Origin of the sequence: Rhizobium sp. Root1203, assembly GCF_001424945.1 — a bacterium.
Taxonomy (GTDB): Bacteria; Pseudomonadota; Alphaproteobacteria; order Rhizobiales; family Rhizobiaceae; genus Rhizobium.
This window is the reverse complement of sequence record NZ_LMCW01000015.1, coordinates 44,025-61,618: the sequence shown is the minus strand read 5'-3', so window position 1 is coordinate 61,618 and position 17,594 is coordinate 44,025. Positions and strand designations below refer to the sequence as shown.

Below are 17,594 nucleotides of genomic sequence, written 5' to 3'. Positions count from 1 at the left end.
AGTCCATTCAATGTTTGGCAACAGCAGCGCTCTTGGGCGCGTCAGCCAGAAGCAGCGAAAAGTCGGTTTCGTCTTCGTCCTGTCGGCCGATGACCTTGCCGTCGGCTTCGACGATGATCGGGCCGGCATGGCGGCGCGACAGGTAGGAGTCCGGCGCAAGGGCTTCCGCGGAGCTATGATAGAGGTCCCACCAGAGAGCGGCATCGACGACGAGGCCGTTGCGGCGGATCGTGTCGAGGATGGCGATCTCGTAGGCTTCGGTCGCCGGCGATACGGTGATCACGGCGGATTGCGCGGCGATCGTTACACTTGCCTTGGCGCCGAAACGCTGGGCAAGGGCTTGGACAATCTTCAGTTCCGATATCTCAGAAACATTGCGCACCGTGACGACCCCATTGCCATCGATCCGCAGAGTTTCGATGGCAAGCTCAAGGACCGCCTCGGCAACGATCCAGGCATGCTGGCCGCCGCCATCCACCACCGGCTTTTTTGCGTCCGCCAGCGTGACGGCATGCGGATCGGAAGCCTTGACGGCCTCCAGATTGGCCTTCAGGCGGGCGAAACCGCCAAGACCGAGGGCCGCCGAATATATCGCGCAATCCCGAAGCGCCGGTACAAGACCCGGTTCGACGCGAGTGACCTGCGTGAGGCGCTCGAACACCATGCGCATTTCGCGCAGGCTGACGGTCAGCGACGAGGAAAGGTTGGATTGGCAGGTGCTCACAGGTTTGGCTCCGCAGGGTAGAACCACAGGTCGTCGGCCGTGCCGCTGGCGATGTCTTCCGGGATGGGAGCGCCGTGGAACAGGACACCGCGCAGGTTGCGGTCGAGGAAATCGCGTGTCTTGTCGATGCCGTGGATGCCGACATTGAGAAGACGGGTGATGTGGGCGGGCGTAAAGGCACCGCTCATGATGTCCGCATGCGGGGAATGCAGGCTGGTGCCGGCAAGGGCCTGAACGCGGGTGACGATCGCCCGGTGCTGGGGATGGGCGATGAGGAAGCGGGCGGTCGAAAGCGAGGGATCAACGGCGGCGAGATCACGGTCGAGCGCGACGACGAGACGCGGCAGGTCGAGGCCGAGATTGACGACGCCTTCGCCAACTTCTTCCGCAGGCCCGCGGCGCGGCTCTTCGGCCGTGACGGACTTGTACCAGACGTAGCGCTCGGCCGGTGCGATATCGAGATCGAGGCGGAAGGCCCAGGCATACTCGTTGCGCAGGATGTCACGCAGGCGGCCTGCCGACATTTCCGGGCGACCCGTCAGTTCCTCGTCGATGACGAGGCCTTCGACCAGCGCATCGGCTTCTTCCGGCACCAGCTCGATCAGCAGCGAATGCAGGGTTTCCATCGCCTCGGCATGGACGCGGCCGTCCAGAGACGCCGCCAGGTCCGCAAAGGGCTCGCTTTCAAAGCGATTGCCGGCCTGCCAGCGCTGCAGAAGGTCTGCGATTGCGCGGCGAATGACCTGCAACTCTTCCGCCAAAACGTCTGAGCGTGTGAAGTTTTCATAGGCTGCCCGGTCCTGCGAACGGAAGTTGATGGCCTTTTCGATAAGGCCGAGCAGCTTGGCGATTTCCGTGCCCTGATCGTCCGGCAGCACGGCCTTGGCGCGGGCGATGGCCTCTTCGCGGATGAACAGCCAGCGCTCGATGAGACGCGGATGGTTGTTGACGAACAGCATCAGGCCGAGCGCCGAACCATTCCCGACGCCGAGGAAACGGCGCAGGTCGTTTGCCATCTCCGGCGCCTGCGGCGAACCGAGGCGAACGAGATGCTGCAGCAGATCCTGGGCGAAGACGCGCATCATGTAGGCGCAGAGCATCTGGGCTGCGAGCGACCAGCGAAGCGGATGATCGCCTTCATAGGCGAGAAAGGTCTTGGTGCCGAAGGTGCCGTTGCCGTCGAGTCCGGTGTTGCGCATCAGGTAGCAGGTCTGCGCGAGTTCGGCGACGTCGGGCTGGCGGCCGGCCTGCAGGGCTTGTCTGGCGCTTTCGAAGAAGCGCCCGCTGCGGTTGGAGCGGCACCAGATCAGCGTGCCGGGGGTGGCGCGGCCTTCATAGAGTTTCGGAAGCTCGGTGCGGGTCGTTTCGAAATCGGCCCGGCTCATCTCGCCTTCGACCAGCGCGCCCATCATGTCCCAGGCGCGGCCGATGATGCGGCCCGTGCGGCCGTGGGGCGAAGGTTCGAACGAATAGACGGGGAAGGAAAAGCGCCAGCCACCGATCTCGATGCGGTATTCGGCAACGCCGTTGCCCTTTTCATCGATGTCGAAGCGCTTGCACAGGATCTGCCAGCGTCCGCGGATGGCGCGGCCCGCCAGCGCACGCGAGGCGCTGATACGCGACGGCTGGATGGCGGCGAGCCGCTCGGGTTGCATCATCTCGCCGGCCGAGCGCATCAGCCGCGCGATGCGGTATGCGTCCGATTCCGGAGCGTGTTTTTTCAGGGCGGTCATGCTTATTGTTCTCCTCGCATGCGACCGGAACTGGCTGCCGCTGCGGCAACGACGATCCCTGCGCATTTTTCAGTGTCAAAACCTTGGAAGGGGCCGGAGAGCGCAAGCGCGCCGATGCACTGGCCCTGTGCATCCAGAAGGGGCGCCGCGACAGCCGATACGGTGCGCGGCCCCTCAACCTCGGAAATGGCATAACCCCGCTCGTGAACCTGAGCGATGACATCGTCATCCGGCAGGCTGACGCCCTGTGCCTTCAGGCGTTCGACGATTTCCGGGCGGGCATGGGAGACCAGCACGCGGCCGAAGGCAGTGCGATCGAGCCTGAGATGCGCGCCGACTTTGAGATCCGCCCGAAGCACACCGCGCGATTCAACGCGACGAACAATGACCGCATCCTTGCCGTCGAGAATGGCGAGCGAAGCCGTCTCGCCGCTCTGGGTGACCATTTCTTCCAGCACGCCGGCAAAGCGTGCGCCGAGATTGGACTGCTCAAGCGCCATGGCCGCGTGGCTGACGACGCGCAGGCTCAGGCGGTAGCGCCCGTCCTGTGTCTGCTCCAGCCAACCGGCTTCTACCAATGTGACCAGACGCTGGTGAGCGGCGCCACGAGCTTCGTCCAGTTGACGGGCAATATCCGCAAGCCGCATCGGCTCCGACGCCTGGGCGACGCAATCGAAAGCAGTCAGGGTCTTTAACACCGAGGTAAGCGGTCGCACTGCCATTTTTTATCCAATCTTCTTCTTTAGTATTGTCCAATATTAGAAGACGTTGTATGTTTATGTTGGACTCAACTTTGACTTATGTCAATTAGCCGAAATTGGTTCCGTGCGAAATTTTTCGCCTTGTCGGCGCGAACTTTCACCGATCAGGTTCAAGTTTCTGAAATCACGTGGGAAAGTGTCAGTCCCGCAGCGCTGTAGATGCGCGACTTTCTTGCGCATAGGTGCGGTCGGTAGCAGTGAGACGGCGGATTTTCGCTATGCGCCATCTGTCCGGTCCGTCTGTGCAGACGTGGGTCTGGGCCTGTCGGCTGCCCTCAATGATCCACGAATGTTTCAGAAGACACTCCCATCGGCTGCAACGAACACTCGCCGGTGATCAATCCGCAGGCTGACGGGCTGGTTCGCAAACGATGCCGCCACGGTCGGCGAACCCGAACGCCGAAATGCTCGCCGAGGCGCAGAACACGGCGAAGGCGAAGGTTCTCCCGCCTGAGATCGCAATTGCGGTGACCATCAAGCTCTCCGAACTCGCGGGCACTCGTTCCACACTGCGGAGCACCGTCTCAATCGCCATTGGCGCAATGAAATCTGGGGCAATGGAAAGCAACCATGTGATCTCTCTGGAGAAGGAGCTCGGTTGTGCGTTGTTCATCCGCTCGACCCGGAAGGTCGAACTGACAAGGGCAGGGGAGACCTTCTACGAGCGGTGCGTCAGGATCCTGAGCGACGTCGATCTGACCACCGAGCTGACCCGGGCGGCTGGCGGCAGTCGCATCCGCCAGATTAGGATCGGCACGGTCTATCCCGCCACCATGGGTATGCTGCCGACGTTCCTGGCAAAGATCGCCCGCAAGTTTCCCGATGTCCGCATCCATATCTCCTCCGGCAACACCGGTGACATCATCCGCAGCCTCGAGAGCGGCCAGATCAATCTCGGCTTCATCCGTCCGGTGGAAAACATCGGCTGCCTGAGGTTCTGCTCGATTGCCCATGAACGCTACCATCTGGCGGTGGCCCATTCCAATCCGCTGGCGAGCCGCGAGGAGATCACCATCGATGATCTGCGCGACCAGAAGATCATCGCCTTCAACAGGCAGAACCTGTCGTTGTTCCTGGCAAAGATCGCCCGCAAGTTTCCCGATGTCCGCATCCATATCTCCTCCGGCAACACCGGTGACATCATCCGCAGCCTCGAGAGCGGCCAGATCAATCTCGGCTTCATCCGTCCGGTGGAAAACATCGGGTGCCTCCGGTTCTGCTCGATTGCCCATGAGCGCTACCATCTGACGATCAAGGGTCACGTGTCGGGAGCTGTTGCTCGTGTCCCATCGTGAAGAATGAACCCATCAATCGAAGGATCTACGACGTCACACCCGCTTTCAGGAACAAGCGTAAAAGTCGTTACAAACTTTATCCGGAATAACAGGATGATGCCGCAGACCTTTCACCTGCATCGCACACGTAAACGACCTGTTGAACCTATCTCTCTCTTGCGTCCGAGGATGCGCACAAGCTCGCGCACGCGAGCTTCCAGCTTCTTCACCTTGGAATTGCGATCGTCATTCGGTGTACGCTGGGCCAAGCATCGATAAGGCACTTGCTGGCTTCCTCTGCCCGTCGACGCGGAAGCTTGGCGGTGGCATTAACGCCCGCTCCACCATGCCAACGCTATTTCGGTTGTGATGTAGCGCGTTGGATCGGCCATGCGTGGCACACGATCACCAGACACCCGTCGCTTGGTCGATCAATAAACTGCGAAAGGTCCGAATGTTCATATGAATGTCATGATGAACGTTTATTGCGATCTCGGCCGACGTCGGGCCTCATCGCAATCGTAAGGCATGATGTCGGACGGCAGATATAAGCGAATTAAAACAATAGAATATACCACGAAAATCTGGCCTGCTCCATTTGTCTTCCTCATTCGGAATATTCATATGAATATTTTACGTTTGCAGAATGAAATTTGCCTGATACGGTCGGGTGGGTTTGGGAGCGGGAGGCTCCGAGACAAAAAGGGAGAGCACATGAAAACGACAGCTATGTTCCTGTCCGCAAGCTTGGCAGCAGTGATGCTGGCATCTCCGGCAGCAATGGCAGCCACCAAGATCCAATGGTGGCACGCGATGGGAGGCGAGAACGGCGCCAAGCTTGAGCAACTTGCCAAGGACTTCAACGCGTCCCAATCTGACTATGAAATCGCGCCCGTCTTCAAGGGCACCTATGATGAGACACTTACCGGCGCCATCGCCGCTTTTCGCGCCAACCAGCAACCCGCCATCGTTCAGGTTTACGAGGTCGGCACAGGCACGATGATGGCGGCGCAAGGCGCAGTCTATCCGATCTATCAGCTGATGAAGGATCAAGGCGAAGCCTGGGATCAAAGCAAGTTCATCACGCCCGTCACCGGTTATTATTCTGACACCAGCGGCAACGTCTTGTCGCTGCCGTTCAATTCCTCAACGCCGATCCTTTACTACAACAAGGATGTTTTCAAAAAGGCAGGTCTCGATCCCGAAACACCTCCGAAAACCTGGGCCGACATTGAATCCTTCTCGCGCAAGATCGTCCAGTCGGGGGCCGCCAAGTGCGGCTTCACCAGCGCTTGGATATCCTGGATCCAGACCGAAAACCTAAACGCACTACACGACAAGCCTTACTCGACGAAGGCGAACGGCTTCGGCGGCCTCGATGCCGAGTTCACCTTCAACAACGATCTGACGATCCGCCATTGGGACAACCTGAAGAAATGGCAGGATGAAGGGTTGTTCAAGTATGGCGGCCCGGGCGGCGGCGACAACGCACCTCCCATGTTCTATTCGCAGGAATGCGCGATGTACATGAATTCCTCGGCCGCTCGGGCTGGCGTCGTCAACAACGCCAAGGACTTCAAGGTTGGATTTGCTCCGCTACCCTATTACGACGACGTGATCCAGCAACCCATGAACTCGATCATCGGCGGCGCGACACTGTGGACTTTGCAGGGGCGTCCGGCGGACGAATACAAGGGGGTGGCGAAGTTCTACACCTACCTGCAAAAGGCTGACGTTCAGGCCGACTGGCATCAGTTCTCCGGATACCTGCCGATCACCGAAGAAGCCTACAAGCTTGGCCAGAGCCAGGGCTACTACGAAAAAAACCCTGGCGCCGATATCGGTATCAAGCAGCTGACGCGGGTTGCGCCGAGCGAAAACTCCAAGGGAATTCGTTTCGGCAATTATGTGCAGGTCCGCGGCATCATCGATGACGAGGCTGCTGCGCTGCTCGGGGGCAAGAAGACCGCGAAGGAAGCGCTCGACTCCGCGGTTGCCCGTGGCAACGAGCAGTTGCGCGACTTCCAGTCTGCCAATCAATAGTCCTGGAGAATGGAAGCCGGTTCCCGCCGGCTTCCATTCCGCCGTCGTTTTTGCGTGAGGGGACAATGCAGACCAAGCGAACCGTCTTTCCGAACAAGATTCTGCCCTACGTGCTGATCGCGCCCCAGATGCTGGTCACGATCGTATTTTTCCTGTGGCCGGCCGGAACCGCCTTCTGGCAATCGTTCCTGCGCCAGGACGCCTTTGGCTTCAAAACCACCTTCGTCTGGTTCAACAATTATCGCCGCCTGTTTGCCGACCCGATTTACATCAATGCCTTCGGTCACACGGTCGTATTTGCTGTCTTGGTCACTGCGCTGTCGATTTCCATATCTTTGCTGCTTGCGGTTGCCGCTACGCGTGTCCTGCGTGGCTCCCGCTTCTATTCCACGTTGCTGGTGTGGCCCTACGCGGTTGCGCCGGCGATCGCCGGCATCTTGTGGTGGTTCATGTTCAATCCGTCGATCGGTATTGTGGCCTACATGTTACGCGCCCTGGGGATCAACTGGAACCACCTGATCAATCCGAACGACGCGATGGCTTTGATCGTCATCGCAGCCACGTGGAAACAGATTTCCTACAACTTCCTGTTCTTTCTGGCCGGATTGCAGTCGGTTCCGCGCTCGCTGGAAGAAGCCGGTGCCATTGATGGCGCCGGACCGATCAAGAGGTTCTGGACGATCGTCTTTCCGCTGATCTCGCCGACCACGTTCTACCTGATGGTGATCAATATCGTATACGCCATGTTCGACACCTTCGGGATTATCCATGCCACGACGCAAGGAGGTCCGGCACGGGCTACCGAGATCCTCGTCTACAAGGTCTACTTCGACGGCTTCATCGGTCTCAACCTTGGCTCTTCGGCCGCTCAGTCGGTCATCTTGATGATCATCGTTGTCGCGTTGACTGCCGTTCAGTTCCGCTTCGTCGAGCGACGCGTGCAGTATTGAGGAACATGTGAATGGTTGAAAATCGCCCCTTTCTAAACCTCGTTGCGCACCTGATCCTGATCCTGGGCGTGGCGATCGTGGTCTTCCCGGTTTACGTAGCCCTTATTGCCTCGACACATGGCCCGAATGACTTTCTATCGGGTGTCGTGCCACTGACACCCGGCCCCTACCTTGTTCAGAACTACTCGACGATGCTGTCGACCGGCATGACCAACGCGGGAGCGCCGCCGATCGGTCCGATGATGTTGAATTCGCTTATCATGGCGATTGGCGTCGCCGTCGGGAAGATCGCGATCTCGATCCTATCGGCTTTCGCGATCGTTTATTTCCGCTTTCCCTTCCGTACGCTCGCCTTCTGGCTGATCTTCATCACGCTTATGCTGCCCGTAGAAGTACGCATCGTACCGACGTTCAAGGTCGTTTCCGACCTCGGCCTCCTCAATAACTACGGCGGGCTCATCATCCCCTTGATTGCCTCTGCGACGGCCACCTTTCTCTTCCGACAGTTCTTCCTCACCGTTCCGGAAGAACTGATGGAGGCCGCTCGTGTGGACGGTGCCGGCCCTATCAAGTTCTTTCGCGATATCCTGCTGCCCCTATCGATGACCAATATCGCGGCGCTCTTTATCATTCTCTTCGTGCTTGGCTGGAATCAGTATCTCTGGCCCCTGATCGTCACCACGGACCAGAGCCACTACACCGTCGTGATGGGCATCCAGCGGATGAAAGCTGTGGCGGATGCCGAACCGCGCTGGAACCTCGTTATGGCCGCGGTGATACTTGCAGCGCTTCCGCCGGTCCTCGTCATCGTCGCAATGCAACGCCTTTTCGTCAAAGGCCTTGTCGAAACGGAGAAATAGCAATGGCCACGATCAACATCGTTGACCTCAAGAAAAACTACGGCTCCGTTCCTGCCGTCAAAGGGATCAATCTGCAGGTGGCCGATGGCGAACTCATCGTGTTGGTCGGGCCATCGGGCTGCGGAAAATCGACGTTGCTGCGCATGATCGCCGGTCTCGAGACAACCAGTGACGGCGTCGTGGAAATTGCCGGGCGCAATGTCAACGACGCCGAGCCTGCGGAGCGCGACATCGCCATGGTGTTCCAGAACTATGCCCTTTATCCCCACATGACCGTGCGCGGAAACCTCGAGTACGGGCTCAAGAACCGCCGCACCCCCCGTGCTGAAATTGACCGACGTGTTGCCGAGGCCGCCGAAATTCTCGAAATCGCTCCCATGCTGGATCGCAAGCCTCGTGAATTGTCCGGCGGCCAGCGTCAGCGGGTTGCAATGGGCCGGGCGATCGTTCGTGAACCAGCCGCCTTCCTGTTTGACGAACCGCTCTCGAACCTCGACGCAAAACTGCGCGTGCAAATGCGCGTGGAGATACGCCGCCTGCAGCGACGGCTGAAGACAACCAGCATCTACGTCACCCACGATCAGCTTGAAGCGATGACACTCGCCGATCGCCTGGTGGTGATGAACGGTGGACTGGTCGAGCAGGTCGGAACGCCAATCGAAGTCTACGATCGACCGGCCAGCCTGTTCGTTGCGGGCTTCATTGGCTCGCCGCCTATGAACCTCATTGCCTGTGAGCTCATCACCCGTTCAGAGGGCGCTGCTGTTCTTGCACTTCCTCATGGGACGGATATCATCGGCGTAAGGCCCGACGACCTTCTCTTAGCGAAACCTGCTGAGTCTTCAATCCGTCTTGATGCGACCATCGAGCTGGTGGAGCCGATCGGGGGCGAGAGCCACGTGCATGTCCGGCTCGGCGATAGCGGGCAGATAGTCATCCTGAGTGTCCCCGGTAGGCCGGAGCTTGCTGAGGGAGCCGACATCTCGATCTATGCCCGCATGCAATCCATGCATCCGTTCAATCGCCAGACCGGCAAGCGCACGGATAACGAAGCCTCCGCCGCGCAATCACGCATTACCCCCACGTCTTGATAAGAGAATCTCAATGACAATTTCGCAACGGAAACCCGGCCCCTCGCGCGACGAGGTCCAAGCCCACCGAGGGGCGTCGGCCGCCGCTCCCGAAAACACGGTTGCTGCATTCAGGGCAGCGGCAGCACAAGGTGCTGGTTGGGTGGAGCTTGATGTCGCATTACTGGCCGATGGAACAGCTGTGGTCATCCACGACGTCAGCGTCGATCGTTGCTCGTCGTCCAAGGGAATGCTCGGTGACATGACCATAGCAGATCTTGCGTCTATCGACGCCGGCTCCTGGTTTGATCCCACGTTCAAAGGCGAGCCGTTGCCGACGCTTGCGAAAGCCATTGAAAGTCTTGGCGAATTGGGCCTTAACGCCAACGTCGAGATCAAGCAGCATGCCCATCACAAGTCCCTGGAGCAATTGACCGAGACCGTGCATAGTCATCTGCAAGCGCGCCCTGCCCAGATGAAGATCATTATTTCAAGTTTCGACGCCGCCGCACTGAAGGCAATGCACAAACTGGATCCCAGCTACGACCTTGGGATGCTTTGGAGCCAAATTCCTGACGATTGGGTCGATGTTCTGGCCTCCATTCCATCAACGACCATACATCTGGACTACACGGCGTTGAGTATTGAGTTTCTAAACGAGGCGCGCCGCCTTGGCATCAAAGTGCGCGCCTGGACATGCAACGAGCCTCAGCGCCTTGCCGCTTACTGGGACGCAGGCTTAACGGGCGTGATCACCGACGACCCAGGTGTCTTTCTCAACTGACCGGCAAGCTATGGGGCAAGGAATGATATCGAGCAGGCAACGCGATATCCTCGCATTGATCGAAACGGAAGGGACACAGTCGATTGAGGACCTTGCGCACCGCTATGACCTGACGACCCAGACCATCCGGCGCGATATCAACGCGCTGTGCGATCTCGGCTATGCCCGACGCTTCCATGGAGGTGTGGGCGTGCCTGTCGAAGGCCGGAACATCTCCGTGAACGCCCGTGCCCAACTGAACAGCAACGCCAAGCGGCTTATGGCACGACGCGTCGCTGGTGATATTGGGCCTGACGCGACGGTGTTCCTTGGAATTGGAAGCAGCGTTCAGTTCGTTGCCGAAGCCTTCCGCGAACACCAGGGGCTCACCGTTATTACCAATAACATTCATGTGGCCCTGATCCTGTGCGATGCTCCCGCGATAGAGGTCCATCTCACGGGAGGGTTGTTGCGCCATGATGACCGAGACGTGGTGGGGGCCGATGTCATCAGGTTCTTCGAGAAATTCTACGCGACACACGCAATCGTCGGTGCCGGCGCACTCAGCGCGGCTAACGGGGTGATGGACTTCAGCTACAGCGAGGCCCAGATTACGAATGCCTTGATCGAGAATTCCCGTGCTTGTTTTTTGGTCGCGGATTCAAGCAAGTGGACAAGGAATGCCTCGGTTCGTGTTGCTGCATTCAACAAGCTGACCCGATTCTACACCGATCGCTTACCAGAGGACTCCGCGATCACCTCTGCGCTTGAGAACAGCGCAATGGAGGTCGTTTTGTGCGGGGAGGATAATAAATGATGTTCATAGGAAATTCGCCCTCGGTCTCGGAACTGCGGGACGTGCGCTACCTTTTCACCGATATCGACGATACGCTGACGACCGATGGCCAACTCCTGCCGCAAACCTATCAGTCGCTGTGGGATCTGAGCCGCGCAGGGATCGCGATCGTTCCTGTGACCGGAGGCTCAGCAGGTTGGTGTGAACATATCGTGCGTGCGTGGCCCGTGGCGGCTGTGATCGGCGAAAGTGGAGCATTTTCCGTATCTCGCCGGAACGGCGAGGTGTTGTTCGACTTCTGGGAGAATGAAGCGCTGCAGGTTGAGCGTCAATGTCGACACCTGCAGGCTGTTCGTCAATTGATCGACACCAAATACCGATCGTTCCGGATTGCACACGATCAGGCATTTCGACTGGCTGATGTTGCCATCGATATCGGCGGTCGTCGCGGTGAGGAGATCGATGGCCTTGCCGCAAAGCTAAGAACAATTGGCGCGACAGTAGCCATCAGCTCCATCCACATCAATACATGGGTTGGCGACTACGACAAACGCGCCATGAGCGAACGCCTAGTCTCGCAGATGTTCAAGATCGATCCGCAGGCGACGCCTCTGGTAACGGCTTTTGTTGGAGACTCGCGCAACGACGCGTCGATGTTCGGCTTTATCCGTAACTCGTTTGGAGTGCGAAACATCGAACCGGTGCTGGCGCAGCTCCCTCACAAACCAAGATGGATCTCGGGACAGCCGGCGGGACTGGGATTTGTTGAGGTGGCCAAAACACTGCTTGATGCGAAAGCCTGAAAGTACTGCCAATGGTCTCCTCGTCGACGATTCAAACAAACAGACAAAGGACGAACCGAAAGTTCGTAGTTTTGCTTTGTCGGAAGGCCTGAAATGGAGAGCCCGTTCTACACCCGCGCGCCGATCAGCTTGATCGCAGAGGGCATTTCCCCTCACAATTCCGCACTTTTTATCGGCGGGTTGGACGGCGCAAGAGACCTTGCCCTGTTGCGGACTTATGGGATTTCGATCGTCATCAATTGCGCCGTCAATCTCGACATTAATGTTGTCAGTGACCCGATAGCACCGGAACATGGAGCGCTATGTGCCATAGGTTGCGCGGAGATTCGATACTACAAGCTCGGCCTCGTCGATGATAGTGGCAATCCCGAAACGATGATGCTTGGGGCCTACTACATCCTTCTTGGCGCGCTCAACCAACGGCTCCCCAAGCGCGGAAGCTATCCGTTCAACGATGGCGGCAACGTTCTCATCAATTGCCGCGCTGGGCGGAGCCGATCGGTTGCGCTGGCTGCCCTGTTCCTGCATAAACAACAGCCTCATTGCTTCCCAACGCTCGACGAGGCAATCCAACATATTCGCGAGAAACGCGAACTTCGGTCGGATGAGTGGTTCGAAACGCCCAAACCCGTTCTCTATGATGCAGCCAAGCGCGCTTCCCATTGGATAGATATGGTTGAAGGTGGAAAGACAGGGGAGGGTGCCTAACCCTTCTACCGTGACTCACGGCGGCATTTCTTTGCTTCGCCATAGGACTGAGAGCAACATGTGATGTCCACGCTCTCCCAGCGCTTCAAGCACGGCGGGGAACGAGCCAGCGGCCCAAAACCTTTCACATCTGGTGTTTGTCAATGCACGCGCGCGCGGGCAGTTCGATATCAAGACACTGACACCGCAGGAGTGGGAAGGCCGAATGAGAGGATGCTGAGCTCACTGCTGTAGATACAAAGACTTAGGCCTCATGAGTAACGAGCAACTGCATGGATTGAAGGTTCACATCCCTTCAAGGCGATAAGCTGCCGAGGCCTTGTTTTTAAGCGGAAATAACTTCCGTATATTCGAACTATCTAGTTCGTGTCACTTCAAGAGCGCTCTTCAGTCAGCAGTTATGCGCAGTGAAATCCCTCACGACAGCTATGCGCGTTCACTGATGAAGTTGCGGACCGGGCAGGACGCGCGAAAATTCTCTCGCGGCAATTGCCCCACGGTCGCGATCGAATTGCTCAATATAGAGTTCTGCGATCTTTACGGTCAGAATGATTGGTCAAGGTGTCTTTTGTCCGAATTCCCGGTGGAGGTCTGACGCTTTCCAGGCCAGGCCGTGAGTGCGATGTCGATCAGGCGCTTCAGCAGAGCATTGCAGGCGCCGTCACAAGCCTGGGCGGACATGCCCTGAATAATCGCACCATAGAAGCGCGCGAGCGTATCGGTGTCAGTTGCCGTCGGCAATTCGCCTTCCCCAACGGCGCGGTCGAAGCGTGCTTTGAGGGTTTGGATCGACGCTTCGCGCAAGGCTGCCGTCATGCGCGCAACAGACGTATTTTCTTCCGCATGCTGCAGGGCGGCCGTCGAGACCATGCAACCTGGCGGCTTGTCCGGCTGGGTGTCGCCGTCAGCAATATCATAAAGGTAGAGGCTCAGCGCTTCGTAGAGCGGAAGATTGGATTGCAGGATTTCCGAACGGCGGCTGTTTTCACGGGCAATGCTGAAGTCGAGGGCCTGACGGTACAATTCTTCCTTCGAGCCGAAGGTCGAATAGAGCGTCGGCGGATTGATACCCATGGCCTTGGTGAGGTCGGCGGTCGACGTCCCTTCGTAGCCTCGCTCCCAGAACAGGCGTGCCGCTATGTCGAGCCCGACGTCGCGATCGAGCACGCGCGGTCTGCCTCGTTTGCGGGTCGTCTCTTCCATTAAAATAGGGATCCCTATTAAATTGTTGACAGTGTGTTTTCGAATCTTATTATAGGGACCACTATTTAATTTAGCAACGGAGTGACCATGTCCCGAAGACTCGCAGACAAGATAGCCCTCATCACCGGAAGTTCGCGTGGTATCGGCCGGGCGGCCGCCCTTGCATTTGCAAAGGAGGGTGCTGCGCTGATTGGCGTGCACTACACCGCCAATGCGGATGCGGCCAATGCCACGGTACGCGACATTGAGGCGCTCGGCGTCAAGGCTGTCGCTGTGAAAGCCGATCTCAGACACGGCAAGGACGCGGCCGACAGCCTCTGGGCGCAGTTCAGCGAAACTGCGCGTACCGAAACGGGCGCGTCCGCTCTCGATATTCTGGTGAACAATGCCGGCATCGCGCCGGCACTGCCATTGAAGCAGACGAGCGAGGCTGCGTTCGACGAGCTGATGACGATCAACTACAAGGCGCCGTTCTTCCTGATCCAGGCAGTTGCCGACCACATTCGCGACAACGGCCGGGTCATCAATGTCTCGACCGGGTTTACGCGTATCGCGGCACCGACGCATCCAGCCTATGCGGCCTCCAAGGGGGCGCTGGAGACATTGACACTGGCGCTGGCGCCCGAATTTGCGGCTCGCGGGATCACGGTCAATGCCGTGCTGCCGGGTGTGACGGAGACGGATATGAATGCCAAGTGGCTGGCATCGCCAGACGCGCGCGCTGGTGCCGAAGCTCTCTCGGTCTTTTCACGTGTCGGTCGTGCGGAGGACGTCGCTGACGTCATCGCTTTCCTCGCATCGAACGATGCGCGTTGGACGACCGGCCAGATGATTGATGCGACGGGTGGCGCCCGGATCTGATCGATCCCAAGACTCCGCTATGTTTGCGGCCCGTCATACCAAGCGGCATAGGGCGTATATTTGACAAGGTGCCGGTTGAGGTCCGGTTCCCCGTCAGTCCGATAGATAGGGCCGCGCTCGCTGATCGCGGTCCTATTTTCATCTACCCGGCAGTGCGCTTGCGCCAAGTTGGCGGGGTTATCCCTCGCATCTGTATGGCTGGCCTCGCTTCAACCACAACAGCGCATTGCGAATACGACATCTGAAAAAGACCGTGCAGTGGCCCGTCGGTAGAGCGTGTCACAGGGTGTCGATCAGCCCTCCGTCCACACGCATCGACGCGCCGGTCGTTGCGGATGCCAACGGCGATGCTAGGTATGTGACAAGGTTGGCGATTCCCTCGACGCTCGCCGCACGTTGAATGATCGAGCTTTCCCGTCCTCTGACGTCATGTCCTCGGAGCGGCAGATGCCCGCATTGGCGAACAGGACGTTCACCTCCGGGAACCGATTGCGCACCTCGAAGGTGAAATTCGCCAGGGAAACCGGATCGTTGACGTTGACCGGAATGCCCGACATTCCGGGATGGTCGGCAATCATCTGGTCGACGAGTTCCCGCCTCCGGCTGGCGACAATCACGCGATTGCCGAGAGCGTGGAGAGATCTTGCCAATTCCTTGCCGATGCCGCTCGTTGCGCCGACGATGAGAACCGTGTTGCCCGTGATTTTCATGGCCGTTACCTTTCGTTGCGATTGCATAGTCCAAGCGTGTGTTTGGTAGGGTGGACTTCCATCGAGCGGAACGTCCCGATCCTCTCTGGCGTGTGTCGGATTACTGTTGGCTAGTCCGGTCGCCGTACAAACGTCGCCTTTGCAGGCCGAGCGTGATCAGGAAACCGACGCTGGCCGCAACACCTCCGATTAGGAAGACGCTGCCGTATCCCGCCCGGTCGGCGAGCAGGCCGGCAATCGGCCCTGTCAGTCCGTAGGCGAGGTCCTGGAACGCGCCAAAGCCGCCGACTGCCGTTCCGCGCAAATGCGGGTCGACCAGTTTTACGACTTCCCGCCCCATGGCAGGATAGATCAGGGAGCAACCAAGACCGCTTAGGAAGGCTCCGACCAGTGCTACCGTCGGGCTCGGCGCGCTCCAGATGATGAACTGCCCAACAGCCTCGATGGCAAGCGAGGCAATCGCTACCCTAAATCCTCCCATCCGATCGGGAAGGTGTCCGGCAGACAGCCGCACGAAGACGAAGCCCGCACCGAAAGCGGTCAGCCCGAGCCCGGCATAAACCCAGCCTCGATCAAGAAAATAGAGCGCAAAGAAGGCGCCGATGCCAGCGAAGCCGATGCCCTGCAGGAAGACGATCATTCCGTGCATCCATATGCGGCGCATGACGCGCAGGAACGAACTGCGCCGTACCTCTGGATGCGGCGCGACACCCGGCATCGAGCCGATGGCGACAAGCCCGAGGCAGGGCAGCACCAGGCTTGCCGCCATGGCGCCGGCAAAACCGATATGGTCGAGCATGACTAGGCCAAGCGGGCCGCCGACGGCAAGAGCACCGTAGATTGCCGCGCCGATCAGGGCGATGACACGGCCGGACCGATCAGGCCCGACGATGCCGATGCCCCAGGCGATCACGCCGACGCCGACAAGGCTTTCCCCGTAACCGACCAGCAGACGGCCGACCATAAGAACGGTCAGGGCAAGTCCAGATGACAGGAAGGAAAATCCGGCAAAGAGTGAAAATAGCGCCCCCATCGCATAGAAGACAAGGCCTCGGGTCGTTGCGACTTTGGCACCGAGTCGGTCCGACAGGGCGCCGGCATGGCCGCGCGTGAGGATGGTCGAGAGAAACGCGATGCCGACCGCAAGGCCGGCCCAGCCGTTTCCGAGGCCCAGATGTCCGGTTGCGTAAACCGGGATGACGGGCAGGGGAATTGCGACACAGAGATAGGAAATGAATAGGACCGACGCCAGCAGCAGCAGGCGCGCCTGTGTGGGGTCGCGGCCCGAGATGTGATCGGATGAGGAAGACATGGGAATACTCCAGGCATAGGCTTTTCGGTCGCGCGGGTTTTGCATCGCTGGCCCGAAAGGTGTCTGATATGCGTTGCCTGACGTGAACGCTTACGTTGAAATGATGTTGGGCGGGGTCAGCTGGGATAATAGCCGGGCTGGTCGATATCCGTGAGAAGGCCGGGCCCTGTCGGCGTCCAACCGAGAAGGGCCCGCGTCCTTGCCGACGAAGCCGCCATGTCGGCGCCGACCATGCTTGCGAAACCGCCGAAATGTTCGGCTGGACGCGAGGCGGCTGGCAGACCGAGCTGCCTCGCGACGACTTCGGCGATCTGCCGGAAGGGGACGGGTTCGTCGGCGACTGCATGATAGACCGTGTCGGGTAGGCCCTGTTCCAACGCCAGCCTATAGATCCGCGCCGCGTCGAGACGATGGACACCGGACCAGCAGTTGCGGCCATCGCCGATCCATGCCGAAACGCCGGTGCGGCGCGCAAAGCCCGCAACCATGGGGACGAAGCCGTAGTCGCCGATGCCGTAGACTGATGGCGCAAGCCGCACGATCCCGGCTCGCACGCCGCGCTCGATCAGGGTTCGAGCAGCCGCCTCCGAGCGCCGCGGTGCCGTGGGGTTCGGCCTGTCGTCTTCGCTTGCACCGCGCGGCAGGCCGGAAAGGCCGGTCGTGACGATGATCGGCTTGTCTGTGCCTTCGAGCACTGCCCCCATGGCTTCGATCGCGCGCTGGTCCTGCGCGGCACTTTCCAGGAAGCGCGAGAAGTCGTGATGGAAAGCGGTGTGGACCACGGCATCAGCCGCTTGGGCCGCGGCCTTCAGGGCGTCGTGGTCATCGAGCGTGCCGATCACCACGTCGGTGCCCGTTTGCGCCAGTGCTTCTGCCTTGTCGCCGTTTCGGGCAAGGCCAGTAACCGTGTGGCCTGCTGCCAAAAGGTCGTCGACCACGGCAGAGCCGACCCAACCAGTGGCGCCTGTCACAAATACATGCATTTCTTTCTCCTTGAATTGGATATGCGCGGTTGAGCGCGTG

General features: G+C 59.1%; 16 protein-coding genes and 2 pseudogenes. 10 read left to right on the top strand and 8 right to left on the bottom strand.

Annotated features, from left to right (window positions below; translation table 11 throughout):
• Positions 1-7: 7 nt before the first annotated feature.
• From ASC97_RS17565 to ASC97_RS17555, 3 genes are read right to left on the bottom strand one after another with little or no spacing between them, the layout of a single operon-like run.
• Complete coding sequence (locus ASC97_RS17565; protein WP_057469644.1) at positions 8-724, bottom strand: hypothetical protein; 717 nt, start codon at positions 722-724, stop codon at positions 8-10.
• A complete protein-coding gene (locus tag ASC97_RS17560) occupies positions 721-2,457 on the bottom strand; it encodes a hypothetical protein (protein ID WP_057469643.1) in 1,737 nt (578 codons plus the stop codon). Before ASC97_RS17560 ends, ASC97_RS17565 begins: the two co-directional genes overlap by 4 nt.
• Positions 2,458-2,459: 2 nt before the next feature.
• Positions 2,460-3,179 (bottom strand): IclR family transcriptional regulator, encoded by a 720-nt coding sequence (locus tag ASC97_RS17555; protein WP_057469642.1) that lies wholly within the window; start codon positions 3,177-3,179, stop codon positions 2,460-2,462.
• A 581-nt stretch (positions 3,180-3,760) separates the two neighbouring features.
• On the opposite strand from ASC97_RS17555, the gene ASC97_RS17550 reads away from it, so the two are divergent.
• The 9 genes from ASC97_RS17550 (at position 3,761) to ASC97_RS17510 (ending at position 12,485) form a co-directional block, all read left to right on the top strand.
• Positions 3,761-4,513, top strand: a complete 753-nt coding sequence (locus ASC97_RS17550; RefSeq protein ID WP_082530044.1) for a LysR family transcriptional regulator — start codon at positions 3,761-3,763, stop codon at positions 4,511-4,513.
• Positions 4,514-5,206: 693 nt separating this feature from the next.
• On the top strand, positions 5,207-6,535 hold the full coding sequence (gene ugpB / locus ASC97_RS17545) for a sn-glycerol-3-phosphate ABC transporter substrate-binding protein UgpB (RefSeq protein ID WP_057469641.1): 1,329 nt from the start codon (positions 5,207-5,209) through the stop codon (positions 6,533-6,535).
• Between the two features lie 65 nt (positions 6,536-6,600).
• A complete protein-coding gene (gene ugpA / locus ASC97_RS17540; RefSeq protein ID WP_057469640.1) occupies positions 6,601-7,485 on the top strand; it encodes a sn-glycerol-3-phosphate ABC transporter permease UgpA in 885 nt (294 codons plus the stop codon).
• Between the two features lie 11 nt (positions 7,486-7,496).
• Positions 7,497-8,345, top strand: coding sequence for a sn-glycerol-3-phosphate ABC transporter permease UgpE (gene ugpE, locus ASC97_RS17535; RefSeq protein WP_057469639.1), 849 nt, complete (start codon positions 7,497-7,499; stop codon positions 8,343-8,345).
• Positions 8,346-8,347: 2 nt separating this feature from the next.
• Entirely contained in the window at positions 8,348-9,436 is a 1,089-nt protein-coding gene (locus ASC97_RS17530) for a sn-glycerol-3-phosphate import ATP-binding protein UgpC (RefSeq protein ID WP_057469638.1), read from the top strand.
• Between the two features lie 13 nt (positions 9,437-9,449).
• Positions 9,450-10,199 carry a glycerophosphodiester phosphodiesterase family protein gene (locus ASC97_RS17525; protein WP_057469637.1) on the top strand — a complete coding sequence of 250 codons (750 nt, stop codon included), beginning with the start codon at positions 9,450-9,452 and terminating at the stop codon, positions 10,197-10,199.
• Between the two features lie 10 nt (positions 10,200-10,209).
• The gene (locus ASC97_RS17520; protein WP_057469636.1) at positions 10,210-10,995 is read left to right on the top strand and encodes a DeoR/GlpR family DNA-binding transcription regulator; all 786 of its coding nucleotides are present in this window, start codon (positions 10,210-10,212) and stop codon (positions 10,993-10,995) included.
• The gene (locus tag ASC97_RS17515; protein ID WP_057469635.1) at positions 10,992-11,777 is read left to right on the top strand and encodes an HAD-IIB family hydrolase; all 786 of its coding nucleotides are present in this window, start codon (positions 10,992-10,994) and stop codon (positions 11,775-11,777) included. Before ASC97_RS17520 ends, ASC97_RS17515 begins: the two co-directional genes overlap by 4 nt.
• A gap of 93 nt (positions 11,778-11,870) precedes the next feature.
• Complete coding sequence (locus ASC97_RS17510; protein WP_057469634.1) at positions 11,871-12,485, top strand: dual specificity protein phosphatase family protein; 615 nt, start codon at positions 11,871-11,873, stop codon at positions 12,483-12,485.
• Between the two features lie 543 nt (positions 12,486-13,028).
• Here the strand turns inward: ASC97_RS17510 and ASC97_RS17505 are convergent.
• Positions 13,029-13,688, bottom strand: coding sequence for a TetR/AcrR family transcriptional regulator (locus ASC97_RS17505; protein WP_057469633.1), 660 nt, complete (start codon positions 13,686-13,688; stop codon positions 13,029-13,031).
• An 87-nt stretch (positions 13,689-13,775) separates the two neighbouring features.
• Here ASC97_RS17505 and ASC97_RS17500 point away from each other — a divergent pair, with 87 nt between their 5' ends.
• Positions 13,776-14,549, top strand: a complete 774-nt coding sequence (locus ASC97_RS17500) for an SDR family oxidoreductase (RefSeq protein ID WP_057469632.1) — start codon at positions 13,776-13,778, stop codon at positions 14,547-14,549.
• Positions 14,550-14,828: 279 nt separating this feature from the next.
• Here ASC97_RS17500 and ASC97_RS35380 read toward each other — a convergent pair.
• From ASC97_RS35380 to ASC97_RS17485, 4 genes and pseudogenes are all read right to left on the bottom strand, one after another.
• Positions 14,829-14,969 (bottom strand): annotated as a pseudogene (locus ASC97_RS35380) (SDR family oxidoreductase); the annotation flags it as partial.
• Between the two features lie 14 nt (positions 14,970-14,983).
• Positions 14,984-15,259: pseudogene (locus ASC97_RS17495) on the bottom strand (SDR family NAD(P)-dependent oxidoreductase); the annotation flags it as partial.
• A 100-nt stretch (positions 15,260-15,359) separates the two neighbouring features.
• A complete protein-coding gene (locus ASC97_RS17490; RefSeq protein ID WP_057469630.1) occupies positions 15,360-16,571 on the bottom strand; it encodes an arabinose transporter in 1,212 nt (403 codons plus the stop codon).
• Between the two features lie 116 nt (positions 16,572-16,687).
• Positions 16,688-17,554: an SDR family oxidoreductase gene (locus ASC97_RS17485; protein ID WP_057469629.1), complete on the bottom strand. Its 867-nt coding sequence runs from the start codon at positions 17,552-17,554 to the stop codon at positions 16,688-16,690.
• Between the last annotated feature and the right edge of the window lie 40 nt (positions 17,555-17,594).